Origin of the sequence: Proteiniphilum sp. UBA5384 (genome assembly GCF_002410825.1) — a bacterium.
Classification (GTDB): Bacteria; Bacteroidota; Bacteroidia; order Bacteroidales; family Dysgonomonadaceae; genus Proteiniphilum.
The window spans coordinates 128,094-150,633 of sequence record NZ_DHOS01000002.1; the positions used below are offsets into that span (position 1 = coordinate 128,094).

Consider the following 22,540-nt stretch of genomic DNA (forward strand, 5'->3'; position numbering starts at 1 on the left):
TCTAAGAAAGAGCTTTCATGAGTGATTGGAGTCATCTTTATCGTTCGTTTTCTTTAAAATATTTATACGTTCCGACTCTAAGGTTCATACAAGCCTGTTCGTCACAAATGATATTGACATCAGAATGCATCTGTAATGTGCTGGCTGTCCAAACGCCTACTGAAGACGAATTTGATTCAATAATAACTCTCATAATATTATAGTTTATAATTCATAATAAGGATATTTTCTGCCTTTTAGTGGGAACGGTTACTTCATTTCATTGCCTACGCCAAAAAGCTTACCGGCCCGGTGATACCACAGGAATACACCGGTTGTTTTCTATCCACCACCCATTTCTTTGCATCCTTGATCTCGGGATGGGCATTCATAAAATTGGCCAATGTGGTAGTGAGCTTAATGCGTATGCTGTTATCCCCTTTCTTCAGAACGTTTTTCACATTGTATATATGATCACCGTACCAACATACGCCTATATTTTTTCCATTGACCATCACTTCACTGATGCCAAAAACCTTACCCAAGTCGAGGTAGTTATAGTTTGCCACATCATCGATCCTGACCGATAGTTCATAGACTGCATTACCGGAAAATTTCTTGAGGTTTTCGTCTTCTTTGAAATCGGTCAATTTGAAGTTCTGTATGACTTCTTTTTTCCCGTCAACATAATTCAATGTCAGATTCCAAAAACCATCCAGCGCTTGTAGCTGTCTTCGATGTGGATAATTGTACACTTCAGCTTTTCTGCCGGGTGTATTTTTGTCAAAAACAATCAGTAGAGACTGCGCGGGGCTCAATCTTAATTTCAATCTGTTAGGTACTCCTTCCGATTTGTAGACCGAGCGATTGCCCGTTTCAGTATCCCAAAGCCATGCAGTTTTATCTTTCGCCACATGAAACTCAGCCATCAGAGTCTCCGTCTTGCTGATGTGGCTGTTGCAAATAAAGAAGATATCCAGGTCTCCATATTTGTAATACACTTGACTGAGTGTATTTACTGATTTTTCAAAGCTGACATACCGTGGTAAATTGTACATTTCCTGTATGCCTTGAAACCATGAGATTAATCCGGTTTCTTTCTGAGGGACCGGATAGTGTTTCACACGCTCTCCTTTCTCAACCTTAGCAATAATTTGCTTTACTTCCTTGTCTCTTTGCTCATGCTGACTGAATCCAGGGGATTTGTGCGGTGTCTTACCAATAAAAACCAAACGACCTCCGGCATCAGCATATTCCTTCAATGCTCTGGCGGTATCCTCGTGCATCGTTTCGGCTTCCACTACCAGCAACAATGAATAGCTTCTATCATTGAAGTTAATCTTACCGTCCGAGAAATCCGACTTCTGAAGAATCTGGTCACTGATATAGTCACATCCGTTGCCACATTGATGAACGGCCTGCCAGATATTATGTATATAATCAGGATATCTACGATCCGGCCATGGATCTCTTTGTATGCCATACTTGCTCCATAGGTCTGCAAGAGGGTGGAACAAGACAACATCCGACATTAAATTGGCTCTTTGAAAAACAGCAGAAAGCCTTGATTTATAGTTAATCCACCTGTTCAAATAAGGCCACCAGGGATTCTGCTCATTGAAATAGGTTCCATACCGTATCCATCCCGGGAACGGGACATCCGGCGGGCTATAATTGAACCCATGCAGTATGCTATGTGTCACCCCGGACAGATTACTCTGGTCTCCACATACTTTGATATGTTCCAGTGAAGCGCCAAACACAAACTGTGTATTGGTTATTTCTTCACAGCTAATCAAATTTTTACCTGAAAACCTTGCCGCAGAAGAGACGAACCGGTTGACCATACAAGGTGGGGTCGCATACGTGAAATTAAATTCCTGAGGTTCCGAACCCGTCGCCCGGGTTATCCATGTCTCGCATTCCGGTATGTCGACATCCAAGCTTGCGTCCAGAGGATGCATTTCTTGACCATAAGGTTGTAACCTGGATTTGACATTGTTCTTTTTACACCATTCCAGAAATGTATTGATAAACCGTTCGGTAAAAAGCTCCTGCTTCGTGACTTCAAAATCGTAACGAACCCTTTCGGTTTCTGCTCTAAAATCATTGGTGAAATCAGCGCCATACTCTTCCTCGAGTGCTTTCCCCATTTTCCCCGTTTTAAAAAGAATGAACGGGAGATAAGGAATGAGGGAGTATTTTCTTCTTTTCTCGAATTCCTCGTAAAAATCATCGACCCAGTTCGCTCCTTCCAATTCGATACTATCAATAAAAATGGAGCGAAAATTGTCGCCCAGGCTACCTATTTTAGCCGTAATCGTATCGGACATCCTGTGCAGATACCGCTCTACGGCGTCTTTTTTATAATGATTCAATACGGGGCCATCTGCTCCGGGAGCTCCATGAATGACAGCCATAAAACCGGTGATTTTCACCAAGGAATAAAGGACATGTGATCCCTCCGGAATATCAATCGTGATCTTTCCCGATACTATTTCCGTGTCCAGATCCTTTACCTGATGTAGACCGGCAAGCTCTTTTGGAACCAGTCTCACCGCAGCCAATTCTTTGAGTGGATTTTTATACTTAAAGCCAATAGGAGGATTGACATTGTTTTCCAACTCTTCCTTGGTGAGGGTGATTGTCCGGGGACCAGTCAATTCCATGGTGCCTAATGCCATGAGCACCGTTTGGTCCTCCCTGGGGAGGAACTCTCCACCGAATGGGAATCCGGATCCGACCAGAATATCACAGACTATTCCTTTCTCGCGGGCTTCTTTCACCGTAAATTCCACCATTTCGAGCCATTCTTCACCGAGCCATTGGATAGGCGCGTGTGCCATAGGCTCGGCTGTCTCCGGGAATCGGATGGAGTTGATTTCAACTCCTCCAATGCCCATTTGTTGAAGCATATCAAGTTCTCTGACTATTTCTTCTTTCGTTATTCTCAGACCATTCCACCACCAACGCACAAATGGTTTTGCCTGCCCGTCCGGATTTTGAAAAGCCTGAAACAGTTTATCATTCCCATCGGTAAGACTCAAATCAATACCGTTCTTTGAGAATAAACTATAAAATGGAGCTCCAATAATTCCGGTACCGGCTATTTTGATAAATCTTCTTCTATACATGGTTGTTGGTGTGTAATTGAATTCGTTTATTATTGAGTGGCTACATTATCATATCCGTTCGGTTTGGCTTTCCATGCCAGGGCAAAAATCAATGCGGATATAATGGATACACCAATCAGGGCATAGATAGCGATTGACCATCCTGTTTTTTCTACCAGCAAGCCGATTCCCCAGCCGGAAACAATAGTGCTCGCATAACCGAACAGGCCACAAAAACCTCCGGCAGTGGCGGCGGCACGTTTGGTGGCAATATTGGCTGCCGCAATGCCCACTAACGCTTGTGGCCCGTAGATAAAAAATCCCGCGGCCACGAGTATCAGGTTGGCGTAAATGAGTGGGCTGCCTTCGTTAAGCATGCTCAGGCAGACGAGGCATATAGTTGCCATCGACATGCATATCACGCAGGTGCGCGGGGCCCTTCCCCCGAAAAATTTGTCGGTCGACCATCCTGCCGCCAGCATTCCGGCTATGCCCGCAATTTCAAATGCGGCCACCGACCATCCGGCATGGCTTATATCCAGATGCAGGTGTTCCTTGAGCATGGTAGGTCCCCAATCCAGTATGGCGAAACGGGTTATATAGAGGAAGAAATTTCCTAAGGCGATAATCCATATCGTGGGATTCATGAATACGTTCTCTTTGACGAACGCCTTGAATTCGGCCGATTCCTCCTTCTTTGATTGCTTGCCGTCAGATTTTCCACCTTTCAATTCAGGTAATCCCACCGAAGAAGGCGTATCCCTGACCAGCATGAAAACGAATATGGCCACAATCAGCACCACAATCGCCGGTATGATGAAACACCAGCGCCAATGCTGTGAGAATATGGATTCAGGGGCAAAATAGTTTCCCCAGTTGATACTCACTACATATCCACAGAATATGATGGCCAGCCCTGCCCCAATGGAGTGAGAAGTATTCCACAGGGACATTTTCGTGGCCAGTTTCTCGGGTTGTATCCAATGCGTCATCAGGCGGGTGCAGGGGGGGACCCCCATTCCCTGGAACCAGCCGTTAATAACCCAGAATATACCCAATACCACTATTGAAGAAGAGAGCCCGAACAGTATGTTGGCAATGGCGCATAATATAAGTCCAGAGACCAAAAAGTAACGGGCATTGCTCCTGTCCCCCCAAATCCCGTTGATAAATTTGGAGAGGCCATATATCAATCCGTGCAGGGTAAGGAACAGCCCGAGGTCGGTCTTCGAAATACCCAGCTCCTGGTTCATGTAAGGCATGGCGATGCTGATGTTCTTCCTTACGAAATAGAACATGGCATATCCCACTATGCAAGCTATGATCGTGCGTGTTTCCCAATATTTGAACCTTTTCTGTTCTTGTCCTGTCATTTTCTGCGCAGCTGCTACCGAATAATTCTTTTCCATAAATTGCAACTGTTATTTTCCCCTTTTCATATCAAGTCCTACAAAATCGGCAGGGTAATCAGTCTCGATAATATCAGGGTTGACCGCAAGTTCTTTCTTATATGCCTCTATCCTTGCCTCGTAAGGTTTCACCCTATCTGCTGTCGGGTGGATCGAGGTCATGCACATGACCCCATGGCTGCGTAAAAGGTCGTAAACCTCCTGTTGTTCCGGCTCCATAGTATACTTCACATAAGCCATGATCCGGTTCCAGGGTATCCCGGAATTTTTATACGCCTCATACATTTCCATGTTGCTTATCTCACAACAGAACATCACATTGTTGACCCTTTCATAATAGAAGAGACATTCCTCAAGTGAACGAACCGACAGTATTATATTGTGATATTTACTCCACTTTCCTTTCAGATTATCCACATATATTTGCCAGGGTACCCCCTTATTGTCGAAGTTGAAGACAGTCTTGTCTTTTCCCCATTCCAGTATCTCGTCCAGCGTGAGTATTCTATATTCTGTCACGTTGTTTTGCCTGTCCTTGAGAAAAAACTGTTGCAGTTCCTCGTATGTGTAATCCGACACTTTTCCCTTACCCGTCGTTGTCCTGTCTATTGTGGCATCGTGCATCAGTACCAGCACACTGTCTTTTGTTAGCCGGGGGTCTATCTCAAAGAAGGAGGGCATCAGGCTTAATGTCTTTTCACATGAAGCGATACAGTTTTCGGGGTACCCTTCGAGCATCCCGCCTCTGTGCCCGCTTATAATGATGTCTTTTTCCGGAGAGTACCTGAAATATTCCTGAAGCTCCTCCATGTTTTGGATATGAACATAATTGGGGTTTTGGTCAGGCTTTTGATCCGCTATCCTGCACGAGTAAAAGCAAACCATGCCGCAAATAACCAAAAGGTTTAATGAATGTTTCATAATGTTTTGTATTTTAATTGATTGATTGTTTTCTGATTTGTTCTTTTAAGGAAGGTACCTGGCTACTGGCAACGCTGAGTTTCCTTATCCCGAGTTTGAGAAGCAGTTCCGTCGCATAGGGGTCGGAAGCCATCTCTCCGCATACCGAAACGTCTATGGCATATCTTCTAGACGAGGTTGCAACCTCCGATATACCTTTTACTACGGCGCTGTTGAAGTAGTCACATACATTCATGGAGTAAGGATTATTCCTGTCCACGGCAAGCATATACTGGGTCAAGTCGTTGGTGCCTATGCTGAAGAAGGCCACTGTCCGGGCAAAATCGTCGGCCAGCATCACCGATGCGGGGGTTTCGACCATTATTCCTGCATGGAGTCTGTTATCGAATCCTACCCCTTTATCTTTTAATTCGATCTTGCATTCTTCAAGCAGGGCAGAGGCAGAATTGTATTCATCAATGGAAGTGACCATCGGGAACATTATACGTATGTTTCCGAGTACCGATGCTCGTAGGATGGCCCGTAGCTGCACCTTGAAAATTTTGGGGTATGCGAGGGAAAAGCGTATTCCCCGAAGTCCGAGAAGTGGATTTTCTTCTTTCGCGAACGTATGGTAGGGCAGTTGCTTGTCCGCACCTATGTCCAGGGTTCGTATAGTGATGTTTTTTCCTTGGCAGGTCCTGGCACATTCCAGATACGTCGCATACTGCGTATCTTCATCCGGGAAAACGCTCCCTTCCATGAATATGAACTCCGTGCGCAGGAGCCCGATACCGTCTGCCCCCTTGGAAATGGCTTTTTTCACGTCGTCCAGGTTCCCTGCATTGCCATATACCTTTATTTCGACACCATCTTTGGTAATAGCGGGATTCATGTCCTCTTTTTTTTTGCTACCTTGCCGCATGATTTCTGATAGTAGTTCCTCTTCGAATTCAATGATTATCTCTCCCTTTCCACCATCGATAATGATCGTTTTATTATCGGGGATGGAGTCGGTACCTTCCCCCAAGCCTAAAACCAGCGGTATTTCATTGTCCCGTGCCAGTATGGCGATATGGCTGGTCTTACTGCCTTTCCGTAATGCAATTCCTGCCAACTTCGATCTGTCAATCAGTAGGGTATCCGAAACCAGTAGGTTGTCGGCTATGAGTATACTGTTGTATGGCATAGAAGAAAAAGGGTTCCTGTTATCCTGCGTCAATGCTTGTACCAGTTGCCGGCTGATGTCGACGATATCATCGGAACGGCTACTTAGGTATTCATCTTCCATATCGGCAAATAGGAAGCATATTTCCCTTCCGGACTCTTCTACCGCACTTACGGCATCCATGGGTCCCTGCTTGATTTTGGAGATAACCTGTTCTGATATATCCTCCAATATTGCTATATGAGCCGCAAATATGGAACTCTCATCTAAATGTAGGGTTAACCGGTTCCTTACAAAAGAACGTGCATCCGAAAACCGTTTGATTTCAACATCTTTCGAAATAACATCCGGCCGGCTTTCTGTATTATCCCATGCAGGGGGATACTTGACTCTAAAGGTCTTTCCGGCAACCTTCCCCGGTGATGCAGGCGTGCCCGTTATTTTTTTCATGGATGGATATATTTAAAAAATTGAATTACTTCCCGTATTGCGTCTTCACAATCATCCCCTTCCACTTTTAGGTTTATGACACTCCCTTTTTTTAATCCCAAAGTGAGCAAGTTTATAACGCTTTTTGCGTTTGCTTCTTTTGATTCGAATTGTAAAGTAATGCTGCTTTTGAATTTTTTTGCCAATACGGCCAATTCGGCTGCCGGCCGCGCGTGGAGACCGCTACTTTCTTTGATTTCTATTATAGCTTCCCTTAACATGCCATTTCAATTTATATTTGACAATACATTGTATATTATCATTTTATCGTCAGTATTTTTTACCTTTTCCAAAATCTCTTCATCACTTAAGATGGAGCTTAATGAAGAAAGAATATCCAAATGTTTGCCATCCTTGCCGGCTATTCCTATTACTAGATAGGCCTTTTCTCCATCAAAGTCGACACCTTCGGGATATTGTATAATTGATATGCCGCTGCTAATAACATATTCGTGGGATCCGGATGTACCATGGGGAACCGCAATACCCATACCGATATAGGTGGATATAATTTGTTCCCTTTCCAACATTTTATCTACATATTTATTGTTTACATAACCTGCGTCGACCAATAATTTTCCGGCCCGTTTTATAGCTTCTTTCCTAGTGTCACCTGCAGCTCCGAGGACAATCATTCCGGGGGTCAATACCTGCTTGACAGGTGAAAGGCGGTTTGCCAGTTCATCCAGGGCGGGATCGGACAGAAATTGGTGTATGACCACGATTTCCGCATTGGGGATTTTGTCTGAAACCCTGTCTACAAAAACAGACTGGCAAACAACAATATCAGTATCCGCCGGAATGGTATCGATGGAAGTATTGATCACTGTTATCCCTTCCTGTTTTATCCTGTTCATGAAACCGGTGGCACCCATCGCACTCGAACCCATTCCCGCTTCACACGCAAAGACGATTTTGCATGGGCTCTTCCCGTAATCCTTTAACATCTTCTTTTCTTTTTCCGCTTCCTGCAACGATTTCCTGCTTTTACCGCCAACAAGGGGATAGGCCACAAGGAAAGAAACTGCCGCGGCAATTACAATTCCCAGCACTATCTGTAATGTCATCCCGCGTGGCGACATGGCCATGATGGAAATGATACTGCCCGGGGATGCCGCGGAGACAAGTCCACCGCCGATTATCTGGTAATAGGCCATCGCACTTGCCGATCCCAGTATGGCGGCAATGATCAAGGCGGGACGCATAAGCACATAGGGGAAATATATTTCATGGATGCCACCAAAAAGTAAAATCACTGAGGAAGCCGGTGCGGTTTTTCTTGCCTCCGCATCTCCCCGCAACATGTAGGCAAGTAAAATCCCCAGTCCGGGACCGGGATTAGCTTCCAGTAAAAACAGCACCGAGTAGCCTGTTTCCCGTGCTTGCTCTATTCCCAATGGTGTCAATATACCATGGTTGATGGCATTGTTCAGGAATAGGATCTTTCCCGGTTCTATAAATACAGCCACCAGTGGAAGCACGCCCTCATTCAATACGAATTCAACCCCGGAATTGAGTATCCCCGTCAACCCGAGCATGACCGGACCAACCACCAGGAATCCGGTTATCGCACATGCCATGCCGAGAATACCGATCGAAAAATTATTGACCAGCATTTCAAACCCCGACTTTACTTTATTTTTAGTGGCTCGGTCAAACCATTTTATAACGTAACCGGCCAAAGGTCCCATTACCATGGCACCCAGAAACATGGGAACACTGCTTCCCTCTATAACCCCGATAGTGGCAATTGTTCCCATAATACCCCCGCGCACACCGGCCACATTACTTCCGGCAGTATATGCTATCAGCAATGGTAAGAGGTACCGGAGCATCGGGGCGACGAGCTTTGCCAGTTCGGTATTCGGCCACCACCCGGCGGGAATGAAGATGGCAGTGATGAGCCCCCATGCAATGAACGCCCCTATGTTGGGCATGATCATTGACGAGAGTTTGCTGCCAAAAGACTGTACATGTGTGCGCAATGAATTTTTCATTGAAAAAATATCAGGATATGTATTTCAGTAAAATATCATAATTATATTCCCGGGCTTTCTTGAGAAGGTCGGATACGAGTTTGGCGTCGATACCCGCGGTGGAGATTATCTCCATCTTTTTTACTGCGAGGGGGGAAAATGCAGCGACGTCTTTATAAGCTTTTATCATTTTATTGTTCAGGTCGGAATCGGCAGCGATTCCCGTTATCTCCCCTATCGCTCCGGAGAGCCCCGTCTCCCGTATCATCTCTTGCATCCGGACGCTCTGGGGATCACCCGGATATTGGAAGTGCAACGCCGCGCCTGTCCCCAGCAATAAATTGTCGACGGGCAATCCATACCCGTAGGCCGTGGTCAGGGGGGCTATGAGCCTGTCGCCGGGCGAAAGTTTACGCAGTGGATCCCGCCCAATACGTACTACCGTATCGTTCAGGTAATAGTTGCGGAAACGCTTGATGATCTTTTCGCAGTAAGCAACATGTTCATCGATATCCAGTCCGAACTTGCGGGAGAGTGCCGCCCCGCTTTCATGCATGGCGGCCCGCACTATACTGAGGATGTCAGGGTCGGCAATGCTCTGCTCGATGGTGTCATACCCTTTCATATATCCCAAGTAGGCTATGATGGCATGGCCCGTATTGAGTGTGAATAATTTACGTTCGATATAGGCCGGCAGGTTATCCACCAGGTGAACGCCTTCTATATGTAATTCACCTTTGATTTGCGTACAGTCCATGTTCCATTCGTAAAATCGTTCCACGCACACATCCCCCGTCTTGTCCGTTTTGAATGGAGGCACTATCCGGTCAACCGAGCAATCGACAAAACCCACCCACTGTTCGCAGTACTGTTTCCCTTCGTCCGACAGCAGGGGCAGGACTTCTTTTTTCAATTCGCTCGTTGCGCGTACCCCGTTTTCACAGGCGATGATATTGAGGAAAGCCTCTTTTCTCCTCCCGGCCCGTTTTTCTATTCCCCCGGCGATAACGGGAGCTATCTTTGGCAGGACAGAGAGTCCAACGGCAGTGGTTATCACGTCACTGTCGCATATCTTTTCGATAAGTGCCGGATCGGAAGTCTCCAACGCGCTCACATTGTCAATCACGAAACTGTCGGGTTCATGGTCGGTGATGAAAACCGTATACTGCCCGCGTTCCCGGAGCGCATCGACCATCTGGATGTTGATATCCGCGAAAATCACCTCATAATTGGATTGTCTTAACAGGGCGCTGATAAACCCCCGGCCGATATTCCCGGCCCCGAATTGTATGCTTTGTTTCATTTCTTTTTATGCTGATGAACGTTGATTTGATAAGGAAAAGAAGCAAGAATACCTATATATCATCTGTTAGGAACATAGATATTCTTGCTAAATTGGCACATTCTATTAAGGCTAATTAGCCCCATTTCTAATCACAATATTATCGAGGAAGAATCGTGTTTTATTATCTCCAGTCCTTGTATAATCCGAAGAAAATGCGATCCGGCTCTCCGGAGTTACATTGGTCAGGGTCACTTCATAACTCTCGAAATCACTATCGGCTTCCAGGATAGAAATCTTTTTCTCTTCACGTACAGTCACAGATGAAAAATTGGTAATTCCACCTTTGGCATTAAATTCAGCTCCATCCACAACCTGGATAACTATATCCTCGCAATAACCAGTAGAGCCTTCTTTATAAATGGCAGCCTTAAAGCTAACTGTGACGGTAGAAGTTTCCGACAATGATAATAATTGGGGAGTATACAGTGTAGCTCCGGCGCTGCCACCTCCAATTTTAATATAACCGGGTCGTGTGGAGGTATTTCCATTTTTCCCCCAATCTTTCATGCCTGCACCTTCGGTGTAAGCAACCGTCACATTTCCTCCGTCAAATACATTAAATTCCGTAGAAACAGCGCAGGCCGCTTGTCCTTTTGTGGCATCTACAGGATTTTTACCTGCTGCCTTCTCCCAGGTTGCTCTTCCTGCTGCTGTCCCTACCGTATATCCTGCTGCGGTGTAGAGCTGATCCCCACCATGAATAAAGTTGGAGAAATCCTGGGAGAGGATCACATTTCCTCCCACAGCCGGTGCAGCCACATCTGTAGTGAGTTTATAGGCCCTGGTTTGGGTATTAGCGGTAGCATCGGTAACTCTTGCGTAATAATCTTTACCCGGTTCCAGGCCGGTAAATGTAAACCGGAGCAATGATGCTGAAAATAATCCTTTGATATCTTCCCAACTGATGTATAGATCTTCACATGCTTCATCGTTAAAAAGTTCCAATGAAAAAGTATTGTTGATTTCCGATGCCATATCGAGAAAGTCGGTGAAAGACCAGCCGACCGTCAAAGTGGAGGATGATTTGGCGATAAGTTGCACCTCTACTATTTCAAAATCACCATTAACGATTCCATAGGCCGGCATGATACGAGCATACTCATCTTCATTCATCACGTACACCCATTTAGATGTGGCGGAATAGGGAAAATTGGCCCTTACCCTAGCATAATAATTGCCCCGTGGTGATAATCCGGTAAACTCGTAATAATCATCGGTTGAAGTAGTGTACATGTGTTGAGGATAATCGGAGTCGACATTACTGAGTAATTGAACCGTATAAGAAGTTGCTCCTTCCACAAAATCCCATGCCACGGTGATGGATGTGTTTGTATATTCCATCAGCTCGACGTTCGTAGGAACATCATTTTCATGAATTGTCGAGATCGTTGTTTCCCTATCGTTGTCACACGATGACATACCAATCAATGAATATGCCAGGAGACACAAGAATAAAAATATATTTTTTTTCATTTCGTTGATTTTTAGATTAGTAAGAAACTACAATATCATCAATATAAAACCGTCCGGCTTGTACAGCGCCATCTTGCACCCAATCTTCCGGTAAAGAGAAAGCTATGGCTGATTGGTTCGTAGCATTTTCAATGATACAACTAAATTCTACCCATTTTTGATGACCGATTTCAAATGGAACATATACCTTTTGTGTCATACTTGATATGTTAGCAACCTTTATTCCTTCCACGCCTTTTGGAAATAATCCCAATAAAATCTTTTTGGGGGACGGATCGTTGTAAGTGGCCCCTTTAAAAGTGACTATAAGATCGACTTTTTCTCCTTCCGGGATATCCAGTCCGGGAGTGATTAACGATCCGTATTCAGTGGAGGTGGCACTGGCTGCTCCCAATTGAATATAACCGGGACGCATGTAATTTCGCACTCCCAACCAATTGGTCATGCCAATCTCAGCATAAAATGGGACATTTTGATTTCTGATGGTGGAGGTAACTCCAGAGCCATTAGCGCCATTGGTACCCACAGCACATTCCTGAGTTTCATCACTCAAAGTCATGGTTGCTGTCGGGTTAATGGTGCTTATCCCTGCTTTGTTCCCGATACAGTCTCCTCCCCAAATAAATTCATCGAATTTTTTGGTCAGTATCGTATTTCCCACTCTGGTAATGGTATTTATAATACCAAAATCTTCATTCTGTAAATTGAGTTGAATCGCTATTGCCCCTTGCTGGGTAGGTGTGCCGGAGATAGGAATAAGAGCAAATCCGTCTCCTTCTTCCGGAACTTGTATCTCAGATTGATTGATTTTCAATCCATCAGCCCCCTTTCCCGACAAAGTAGCTGCTATCGCAAAAGATTCCAAGCCGGTCGCTTTCAGGTAAGGAATCTTGATAGAGGCAGAAGAAGGGCTTCCGACCTGCAATATACCATCCAAAGACAGTTTTTCACCGTTAGGGAATACAGACCATTCAAAGAGACCATCTTTCTGATAAATTTTAATTTCGATATTATTTTCTCCGGAACCATTCAGAAAGATTGCTCCTTCTCTAACATTCCCGATATTACGGTCACAAGTAACTCTTATTTTCTGATATTCTTCCGCATTACCGGTACCGGAAGCCGGATCTGCATGTATCCAAGGATATTCCGATGGAATTGTAATGACCCAATTTCCTGTTGCGCGTACTGTAAATTCTAATGTTGATTCCGTATAATCAAAATACAGCTCTTCCAAATTCCGTTTGAGGAATTCATCTTTGTCATCACAACTGAAGAACAGGATAGTTGAGAGAAGAGATATTATTATAATTGTAATATTACGTACATTCATAATGTGCTATTTTATAGGTGGTTCATATAATTGATTATTTCAATTCGGAAGTAGTGTATACATTGCCAAACGGATCCCGTGCTTCAATCTTGAAATTGGCTTCAGATGCCTTTCCTGTTAGTTGACCTTTGTAGAAATGATTGGTCGATTTATCGAAATTAGATCCTTTTGCTTTTCCCAATTCTTCCAAATGATGATATAATGCCCAGTAATCTCTGCTGGAAACCGGTGTCATATTTCCTACTTCGGTTCCATCTTGGTACAATTTCACGGTCCAACGGTTATCGGCATTCCAGATATTAGCGACAATCCACCCGTCACCTGCCAGACTAAGGTTAACAGGAGCTCCAAAGACATAAGTATATTTGTTGGTCGGTCCAAACGCTTTCGATGCGTCATACGCTCTGATCTGAAAATCTGCTGGAAGACTGGTTGCTTTATAATACCAGCTCTTCATCGTATTTCCTTTTATTTCGTATATCCCATATCCGTTTGGCGCCCCATCGGCACAAAGATCTGAATTCCACCATGCTCCACATGCCGCACCATGTACATGTTCATATACAGTTTTACCATTCACGCTATGCAGGTAATTGATTTGGTAATGGGTATGACCTATCATCAGGTGGGCTTCTGCAAAAGTAGATAGTAGGTCCAGCACTTCCCTGTAATATGCCTGGTGGTCGCTTGTCCCTCCTGTTCGGAACGGCATATGAGTACACAAGATGACCATTTTATCCTTGGATACGTAAGATAAGTCTTCTTGTAGCCATTTCCACTGGCTGGCAGTAAAACCTCCCGAATATTGCTGCTTGCCTGTATAAATCACATTGTCCATCGAGATAATATGTACATTGCCTCGATTGAAAGAGTAATCGGTGGGACCGAACAGGTCTTGAAAGTTTTCCACACTTTTTTCATCGTTGGCGGCTGTTTCCAGATGATCATGGTTACCAATGGTTTGAAAAAAGGGTAGTGATTGTTTTGCCATGGAAGCTTTCATATCGCTCCATAACTCAGGCGAGTCGAAAATTATATCACCCAGGGTAATGGCATATACATTTTGATATTGGGCTGTCATCCGGTTGATATCCGGAATGGTTTCCCCTTTATACCTGTTCACTTCACTGGAATTCCTGCATTGAGGATCAGCCACGCAGAACAATGCAAATTCATTTTCTATTGATTGCTTTTCAACTTTGAAGTCCTGACGAATCTTTTTATCCTTGGAAATTAACTTCTCAAAGAATTTAGGATAATTATCCTCATCTACTATTATTTTGCAATCGGAAGGTGTGCTGTAATATACGAATTTAGCTTTCTTATTTCGTACAAGTTGATAGACACCATTCTGATCTGTCTTCACACAAGAGAATCCATCGGTAACAACAATATCGCTAACACCTTTATTTTGTGTATCGGTAATTACCCCATATAACGTTGTTTCGGCCTTCAATTCGGTATTATTGACTACCGTTTCATCAGTATCGGGATTTATTATGTTATTGTTGCTTTCCGAACAAGCAAATACGAAGAGGGATAATATTAATAATAAATATTTCTTTTTTGTAATCATAATATATTAGTTTGATAATTTTTTATTTCAATCTATCTGTTTTCCCATAAATAATTTTGTGTCAGATTAGGATTTCTTGTAATAGCATTAGTGGGGATAGGACGTAAATATTTATATTCACTCCATACCCGGTTGAAATTCCAAACCAGATTATTATCGGAATTGATAGAAAATGTTAAATTTGCCAAACTACTCGAAATAGCAACGGAGGTAGCTGTTTCTGTAGCATCGATCTTGAAATCTACAATCCCGTCACCATTGAAATCGTATTCGGCATTTGTGTCGGGAATATAAATACCTGTCCATGGTTTTTCAGCACTGTTTAATAATTCTCCCATGTGCCAGCGCATCAGGTCGTCCCAGCGAAGCCCCATTTCGAGACACAATTCTATCCCACGTTCTCTGCGCACTTCCAGTATATAGGTATCATCAATGGTGTTATTGAAATATTCCATCATATATGGGTCAACTGAAGTAGGAATAACTGAAGTGACGCCGGCTCTGTGTCTTAATAAGGCGATTGACCTGTTCCATTCTGCTTGTCCCATTTCCCCCAATTCAGCTTTTGCTTCAGCATAGTTGAGCAACACTTCGGCATAACGCAGTATAGGTAATGAATTCCAACTGACATGACTTGATAATACATTATTGTTGTCAATGGTGAATTTTATAGGCTTGTAACCTGTACGGGTATTCAGCCAATTAGGAGCGTAAGGTTGTTCAATATTGTTGATAGTCATCTTATAATCAGGACTAATGACTGTTTGTTTCATACGGTAATCCCTGTTATTAAATTCATCTTTAAATTCAGTAGTTTTATAATCTGATTTATTGGTGAAAGGTGTACCGTCAAGCATCAGGTAGGTATTCATGAACCGTTTTGTCAACGATGTTTTATTGCCATAAGTCGCAGAATAGTATACTCCGCTTAAATTGTGTAAAGCAGACAAATCTGTACTGTATTTTCGTCCCCATATTACTTCTTTGGTTTTGATGTCAGCACTTACAAAAAGACTGCGATAGGCTGTTTGTACATCATCGTCAACCAGTGAATATACCCTACTGTCCATGATTTCTTCTGCGGCAGATACTGCTTCGTTCAGAAATTTCTTAATATTGGCCTCTCGGTCTTCCCATTGCTTACCGGTGGAAGGATCCACTGAATGGTATTTACGGTAGGTGCCTTCGAAAAGACAAACTCTTGATTTGAATGCCAATACGGTCCATTTGCTGATACCTGTTCCTCCGGCGATATATTTTTCAGTGGAAAGGCAGTTATTGGCTGCAAAAGTAAGATCTTCCAATATCTTATCCATCACATATTCGCGTGAGTCCCTAGCTTTGTATAATGCTTCTGTATCACTTGATTGGACGACAAAATCATAGAACGGAACAGCTCCGAATGTTTGTACTTTGTCATAATAAAACCATGCTCTCCAGAAACGGCCCACTCCTTCATAGTGATTATATATTTCGGGATTCACATTATTTTTGCAACTTACCATATTGACCAGGAAATAATTGATATTTCGAAGATTACTCCATGAACCTTCGGCCCATCCTCCTTGATTTCCGGGGGATACATTTCCGTCGGGACGAAGCAGATCGGTTGACAACTGTATAGCACAATTGTCGGCGTTGATATCATAAGAATTATGTCCGATCGTTTCATATGCCGGTGTCATCTTGTTGAGGAATCCATTTGTGTATAATACCAAATCAGCCTCTTTTTGAAAAAAAGCTCCAGCGTTTATTGAGTCGTATGTTTCCCTATCCAGAAAATCATCGCAAGAGGATATGGCCAACAATGTTGCCATACCAAGTAATATTATATATATAAAATTTTTCATATCTAATTAATTTAAGCCGTTAATCAAAATGTAAGATTTATTCCGAATGTTACATTTTTCAGCATGGGGTAGGAGTATCCTTGTCCTGTGCCACTCAATCCTCCAGAGGTAGAGGCAGCGAAGTCGGAATCGCCCGATTCTATGACTTCCGGGTCGAACATATCTGTATGCTTGAATAATGGAGAGAAAGTAAACAAGTTTTCTCCCGAAACATAGATTTTAAGTGCTTCGAGTCCGATCTTGCTACAAATATTTCTATTGAAAGTGTAATCAACAGTTACATTTTTCAAACGTACATAAGCCGCATTTTGCAGATAGTGCGTATTCTCCCAAGTCAGCGGTCCATCATTTCTGTTTGCCGCAAGGGAAACGCGTCGCGACCAATAGGGATTTTTGTCCATATTTGTTACCACCCAGTTTTCATTCGTCTTGTCCACATTTACAATTTTGTTCCCCGTTTGAGATTTCATTAAAAAACTATACGAACGGTTATGTTGACCCCAGAAGAAACCGCTCTCGGTCCATGGATACCAGTCTCTTTTGCCTACTCCCTGAAACAGCATGGATAAGCCTATGTTATTCCAGTTAGCAGATAGGTTAAGACTGAAATGATAACGGGGAGAAGCATTCCCTATGATATCCATATCGCCATGATCGGAGAGTGTACGGCTTCCTTTGGTCATTATACCATCCCCATCTAAGTCGACAAACCGCAGGTCTCCTGCAAAGGCTTCGAACATTTCTCCATTTTTGAAAAAGTTATAGGCAGGACCATTTTTTGCTTCGGCATTGCTGGCATAAATGCCTGCTGTCCTGAAGCCCCATATTTCTCCTATTTCCATTCCTTTATAATATGTGGTCAGATCGCCGGTTTCGTTAAAATAGTCGGTAATCCAACTTCGGCTATCCCATACCATCCCTCTTATTCCATAATTGAATGGTTTCCCGCCTAATATAAATGAGTCTCTCCAGTTCACACTCAATTCCCAACCTTTGGTTTTCAAGCTGGCATAGTTGCCCTTAGGAGCTGCACTCCCTAAAACGTGAGGTAGGTTAGGTCCTACAGTGTACAAGTCTTCGGTATTGCGTCTATATACATCTCCGGTGATGTTTAACCGGCTATTCAGGAATTCTAGGTCGAGGCCGAGGTTGTATGTAACTACTTTTTCCCATGTTATATCATCGGGAATAAGGTCGGGGACATCCGTATAAGGAGATTGAACGCCATTGATAAGTACGGAAGATTTTTTGATAGACATTGTTTCGAGGAACTGATAAGGGGAGATATTGGCATTTCCCAGAGAACCGATACTGGCTCTTATTTTTAAATTATCCAACCATTTTTCAGTTGGGTCCTTGAACCAGGGTTCTTCAGATAACCTCCAGCCGAGCGAAGCCGATGGGAAAAATCCCCATTGGGAATTGGAGGGAAATTTGGAAGATCCATCGTAACGTGCGCTTAACTCAGCCAGGTAACGGCCATCATAAGCGTAATTTACACGTGAAAATAGACCTACCAATCCCCATGTATTACCTCCTGACGTGGCGGAAATATAATCTCCATCCATCAATGTAAATGAAGGATTGGATGGGTATAAATTGCCTTTTCGGTAGGTTTTCTGGTTTTTGTATTCCCTGTCTTCAATATTCCATCCTGCTACAATATTGAGGTCATGCTTTTCTGTCAGTTTTGGCGTATATGTTCCGACTATATTTGAAGACATATAGTTCGTGTCGTATCTCCAATCTTCGAGTGAAGAATCAATATTATTCTGCCCGGAAACATCGATTCCTGTATAATAAGTATACAGGTTTTCCATTCTACGTCGTTGTGCACGTATTCCTTTATAGGTGAAGTCGGCAGTAACCTTCAACACCTTGGGCACAATATCCATTCTCAATATAGTGGTATTGGCTATTTCAAGATTATTGTCTTCCTGCCAGGAGGTTCCTTCTGCAAATGCTGCATAACCTGTCCTAGCAGCTGTGTGTGTCCATGTACCGTCCGGATTTTTAATGTTTGCCACGGGAAAGCCGAACATTTCTAATTGCTTTCCCACTACATTTTGTCCGTAGTGTACCATTGGCTGTTTATAGAAATCTTTCACAAAGCTTGTATTGTTTTCAAGGGTCAGCCACGGACGTATCTTTACCGAACCTTTGGCTCGCATGTTATATTTATTAAAATCTTCTTTTCCCACTTTATAAATTCCATTCTGCCCATAATAGCGTCCTGATACATAGTAATTTATATTATCCTGTCCTCCTTGAACCGTAATGGAATGGGCTGTAGAGAAATTTCTTCTTTTATAAAATTCCTTAAGCCAGTTCGTATTCCCATAATAGATATAATTGCCATTCTCATCAATATTATAATTATCCATTGTCGGATCAGCCTGCCGTCGTTTCAATTCTTCGTACCATGCATCTGAATAAGGGAAATAGTTATTCATCATCGGAGGAACTGTCGATGTAGGAGTAGAGTTCAGGTATGCCTGGCGAAAGCCTTCCACCCATTCTACCGGATCGCTCACGATATGGTCTTCCCATAGTGTCGTACGACTAAGAGCGGATACGGATCCACTATAATTTACTCGGATTTTTCCTTTTTGGGGATCCTTTGTGGTAACCAATATAACTCCGAATGCCCCGCGTGCACCATAAACTGCAGCAGAGGAGGCATCTTTCAAAACAGAGATATTGGCAATGTCGTCGGGATTGATGCTGGACAAATCTCCTTCAGCGCCATCAATAAGTACCAATGCGCTACCTCCTTGACCTAACGAGTTGTTATGCTCTCCGCCACCTATCTTTCGTGCTTTGAAACTTGTGTTTTGCTGCCGGATACTTACCCGCCCTTCATGTCCCGGTTTTCCGTCTACCTGAACGATATTAAGCCCCGGTATTTGTCCCTGTAGCGATCGGGTGATATTGGGATTGGGTCTGTTTTCGATAGCATCACCTCCAAGATTTTCTACTGCACCAACGATATTTCTTTTTTTCAGGACACCATATCCCACAACAACGACGTCATCCAGAGTCCTTGCATCCTCCTTCAGAACAATCTCTAATTTTGTTTTACCGGCAATGGGAATATCCTGACCAAGGTATCCGATATAAGAAACCTGAAGTATGGCATCTTTGCCTATGTTTAATGAAAAAGTTCCGTCAATATCTGTTACCGTTCCGTTAGTTGTTCCTTTCTCAATAATGTTTGCTCCAATAACCGGTTCTCCATCTTCATCGGTTACTTTACCCGTTATTGTCTTGGTCTGCTGTTGAGTAACTTCCATCAAGCGGGTTATATCTGCTTTGTTCTGTTGTGCCTTCTTTGAAAGTATAATATAGTCATTTTCAAAGTTATAACCAATATCGGTGTTTGAGAATGCTGTATTGAGGTAAGAAGATACTTTATCTGAACTTTGCCGAAAATCTACCTCCCGCTTGGTGTCTATTTCCCGGTTGCTGTAAACCACCAGATAATCGGTTTGTCTTTCGATTTCGTTGATTAATTGTCCGACGGTGATAGAGTTATTCTTTAACTCAATAACCGCATCCTGTGCATTGGTGTTAATCGCCATCAGCTGAAAAGTGAAGGCAAATAAAAATAGTAGACAGATTTTCATGATCTTAATAAGTTCATTATAATCACTTTTTTTAAGCAAAAAGTAATTTGATGAAATGTTTATTTTCATATATTTGTGTGTTTAGAGTGAATACTAAATAAATTGTCAAGTGTTTGCTTTATTCTGGGCGATAACTGTTGGCGCAGTTGTCGCTCTTATTTTTCTGGTTTATCTATCATAGGCATTCAATTATTTAAAAAGTTGTTATATGTTTATTTTGTTAATGTGATAAGGTTGTTTTCCCTATCGCTCTTTATTTTAAAGGATTGAATTTTTTGTAATATACGTAAGATTTCATCGATACCGTCGCGCTGACGGAATTTTCCGGTATATCTTACATCAAAAATTTCCGGGTCTTCTACTACAATTTTCACATCGTAATAGAGTTGTAATTTCTCAATGATAACGATTAAACGCTCGTTATTGAACGAGTAAATCCCATTTTTCCAAAGGATATGATCAGGATCACTGATATTGCTGACAGTCATATTGTTTCCTCTTATCACTACCTGTTCATCCGGTTTGAGGATGACACTTTCACTTTTATCGTTTGTCCGATACACCCTTAAGGAACCTTCTATCAATTCAGTCTGAATGTAATCTGCGTCAGGATAACTATATACATTGAACTGCGTTCCCAGCACTTCCATATCTATATACTGAGAGGAAACGATAAACGGTCTGTTTCTATCCTTTGCCACATCAAAAAAAGCTTCTCCCAGAATTTCCACCTTTCTGTTTTTTTTAGAAAAATGGGAAGGATATTTCAAAGTAGACTGGGCATTCAACCAAATCTCCGTTCCGTCCTGCAATGTTATTTGGGCACGTTGTCCGACAGGAACATATAGTCTATTCATAGTTGAATCCATGACTGTATCAGACAAATGCAATGTTGTCCAAACGGTGGAGGTGATGAGAATAAGTGCTATGGCAGCATATTTTGCGATATTCTCAAAAAGTTTTCTTCGGGCGTTTTGCTTGATCCGGTCAGTAAATTTCTTGTAATGTTTCACACCTTCATTCCTGTCAGAAGAATGGGGTGCGAGTTGTGAAACCGCATTCAAGTTCTGCAGGTGGATAAACTCAGCTTTTAACCGACTGTCATTTTCAATACGGTGAAGTAATTCCAATCGTTCTTCGACCGGTATTTCGCCTAAAAAATATCGCAAAAGTTGTTCGTCCATATTAATGCTTGTTATACATAAGACGAATGGATAATAAAAATCCGCTAAAGAAAATCAATTTTTTATTGATTCAGAAGGTTTCTGCTCCGATAAATGTAAAATGAAATCTTTAAGTATTTTATTTTTTGTGCTTTATGGTTTATTTGGTCGTGCTAATATTTGTATAAGTGTTTGCTTATTTGCTTCTCATTTCTGATTGAGTTTTGTAATTTCCTGTCTTGACAGTTTTGCGCCCTTCTTTTAATCTTACCTTTAATTCCTTAACAGAATATTGGCAGGGGTATTTTAGTTGTGATTTTTTTAATTCACAAACGTACTTCAAAGCGGACTCAAGTAGAACAGCATCACTCTTGATTTCTTGGATCAATTCCTTTTCCTTTAATTTGATCTGTATTGTGTTTATAATAAGCTCTTTACCCTGTATTTGTCAGAAGAGCAAAGATATACATCTTTTTTATAAATATCATCAAACAAAAAAGAAAAGGAAGAGCAGCACATAATCTTTTAATGCTTCTTTTAGTTTTTTGTAGGCAATGGCCATTTGGCTCTCGACAGTGTTGATGGAGATATTGAGTTCATGGGCGATTACTTTTTGTTTCTTTCCTTCGAGTTTGTTCATCACAAAAATTTTCCGGCATTTCTCGGGTAGGCTCTCTATGGCATCTTGGATAATGGTATCGATATTGGATTCATTGAGGAACTTATTGTCCAATGCTTCGAGCGATTCAAATTTTAGTCTCAGCGTACGGATATATTCAGATTGTATTTCTTCTGCGGCCTGTTGCTCTAATGTTTTTCGGCGGAGAAAGTCGATGCACCTGTTTTTTAACATCATAAACAGAAAGCCGTTGAGGTTGACAAAAGAGGTGAATTCCAACTGTTTTTCCCATAGCTCAAAGAAAATATCCTGCACAATATTTTCCGCATCTTCTTCACGGATCACATATTGTCGGGCAAAGCGATTCATCTTCGAATAGAAAGAGAGATACACTTTTTCAAATTGAACCTTATATATAGGAGTGGCCTGCACAGAATAAAAGTTTTTGCATTTTTTTCGATATACTGGAAGTCAAAAATACAAAAAAATATCATACCCGGATCAATCAGCTATTATTTAAC

Annotated in this window: 14 protein-coding genes; all 14 read right to left on the reverse strand. The window is 42.5% G+C overall.

Features of this window, described 5'->3' with window-relative positions; genetic code table 11:
• Positions 1-266: 266 nt before the first annotated feature.
• On the reverse strand, positions 267-3,113 hold the full coding sequence (locus B4G81_RS01600) for a glycosyl hydrolase (protein WP_294079397.1): 2,847 nt from the start codon (positions 3,111-3,113) through the stop codon (positions 267-269).
• 29 nt (positions 3,114-3,142) lie between these two features.
• Positions 3,143-4,501: an MFS transporter gene (locus B4G81_RS01605; RefSeq protein ID WP_294079399.1), complete on the reverse strand. Its 1,359-nt coding sequence runs from the start codon at positions 4,499-4,501 to the stop codon at positions 3,143-3,145.
• Between the two features lie 12 nt (positions 4,502-4,513).
• Positions 4,514-5,422, reverse strand: a complete 909-nt coding sequence (locus B4G81_RS01610) for a glycerophosphodiester phosphodiesterase family protein (protein ID WP_294079401.1) — start codon at positions 5,420-5,422, stop codon at positions 4,514-4,516.
• Positions 5,423-5,435: 13 nt separating this feature from the next.
• Positions 5,436-7,019, reverse strand: coding sequence for a phosphoenolpyruvate--protein phosphotransferase (gene ptsP / locus B4G81_RS01615; protein ID WP_294079403.1), 1,584 nt, complete (start codon positions 7,017-7,019; stop codon positions 5,436-5,438).
• Entirely contained in the window at positions 7,016-7,279 is a 264-nt protein-coding gene (locus tag B4G81_RS15225; RefSeq protein WP_349678725.1) for an HPr family phosphocarrier protein, read from the reverse strand. Before B4G81_RS15225 ends, ptsP begins: the two co-directional genes overlap by 4 nt.
• Positions 7,280-7,285: 6 nt before the next feature.
• Positions 7,286-9,055, reverse strand: a complete 1,770-nt coding sequence (gene mtlA / locus B4G81_RS01620) for a mannitol-specific PTS transporter subunit IIC (RefSeq protein WP_294079405.1) — start codon at positions 9,053-9,055, stop codon at positions 7,286-7,288.
• A 10-nt stretch (positions 9,056-9,065) separates the two neighbouring features.
• Positions 9,066-10,337, reverse strand: a complete 1,272-nt coding sequence (locus tag B4G81_RS01625) for a mannitol-1-phosphate 5-dehydrogenase (RefSeq protein ID WP_294079407.1) — start codon at positions 10,335-10,337, stop codon at positions 9,066-9,068.
• Between the two features lie 111 nt (positions 10,338-10,448).
• Positions 10,449-11,852, reverse strand: coding sequence for a fibronectin type III domain-containing protein (locus B4G81_RS01630; RefSeq protein ID WP_294079409.1), 1,404 nt, complete (start codon positions 11,850-11,852; stop codon positions 10,449-10,451).
• Between the two features lie 16 nt (positions 11,853-11,868).
• On the reverse strand, positions 11,869-13,185 hold the full coding sequence (locus B4G81_RS01635) for a BACON domain-containing protein (RefSeq protein ID WP_294079411.1): 1,317 nt from the start codon (positions 13,183-13,185) through the stop codon (positions 11,869-11,871).
• 34 nt (positions 13,186-13,219) lie between these two features.
• The gene (locus tag B4G81_RS01640; protein WP_294079413.1) at positions 13,220-14,761 is read right to left on the reverse strand and encodes a calcineurin-like phosphoesterase family protein; all 1,542 of its coding nucleotides are present in this window, start codon (positions 14,759-14,761) and stop codon (positions 13,220-13,222) included.
• A 32-nt stretch (positions 14,762-14,793) separates the two neighbouring features.
• Complete coding sequence (locus B4G81_RS01645; RefSeq protein ID WP_294079415.1) at positions 14,794-16,578, reverse strand: RagB/SusD family nutrient uptake outer membrane protein; 1,785 nt, start codon at positions 16,576-16,578, stop codon at positions 14,794-14,796.
• Positions 16,579-16,634: 56 nt separating this feature from the next.
• The gene (locus B4G81_RS01650; RefSeq protein WP_294079417.1) at positions 16,635-20,237 is read right to left on the reverse strand and encodes a SusC/RagA family TonB-linked outer membrane protein; all 3,603 of its coding nucleotides are present in this window, start codon (positions 20,235-20,237) and stop codon (positions 16,635-16,637) included.
• Positions 20,238-20,449: 212 nt separating this feature from the next.
• On the reverse strand, positions 20,450-21,421 hold the full coding sequence (locus B4G81_RS01655) for a FecR family protein (RefSeq protein WP_294079419.1): 972 nt from the start codon (positions 21,419-21,421) through the stop codon (positions 20,450-20,452).
• Positions 21,422-21,887: 466 nt separating this feature from the next.
• Positions 21,888-22,451: an RNA polymerase sigma-70 factor gene (locus B4G81_RS01660; protein WP_294079420.1), complete on the reverse strand. Its 564-nt coding sequence runs from the start codon at positions 22,449-22,451 to the stop codon at positions 21,888-21,890.
• Positions 22,452-22,540: the final 89 nt, after the last annotated feature.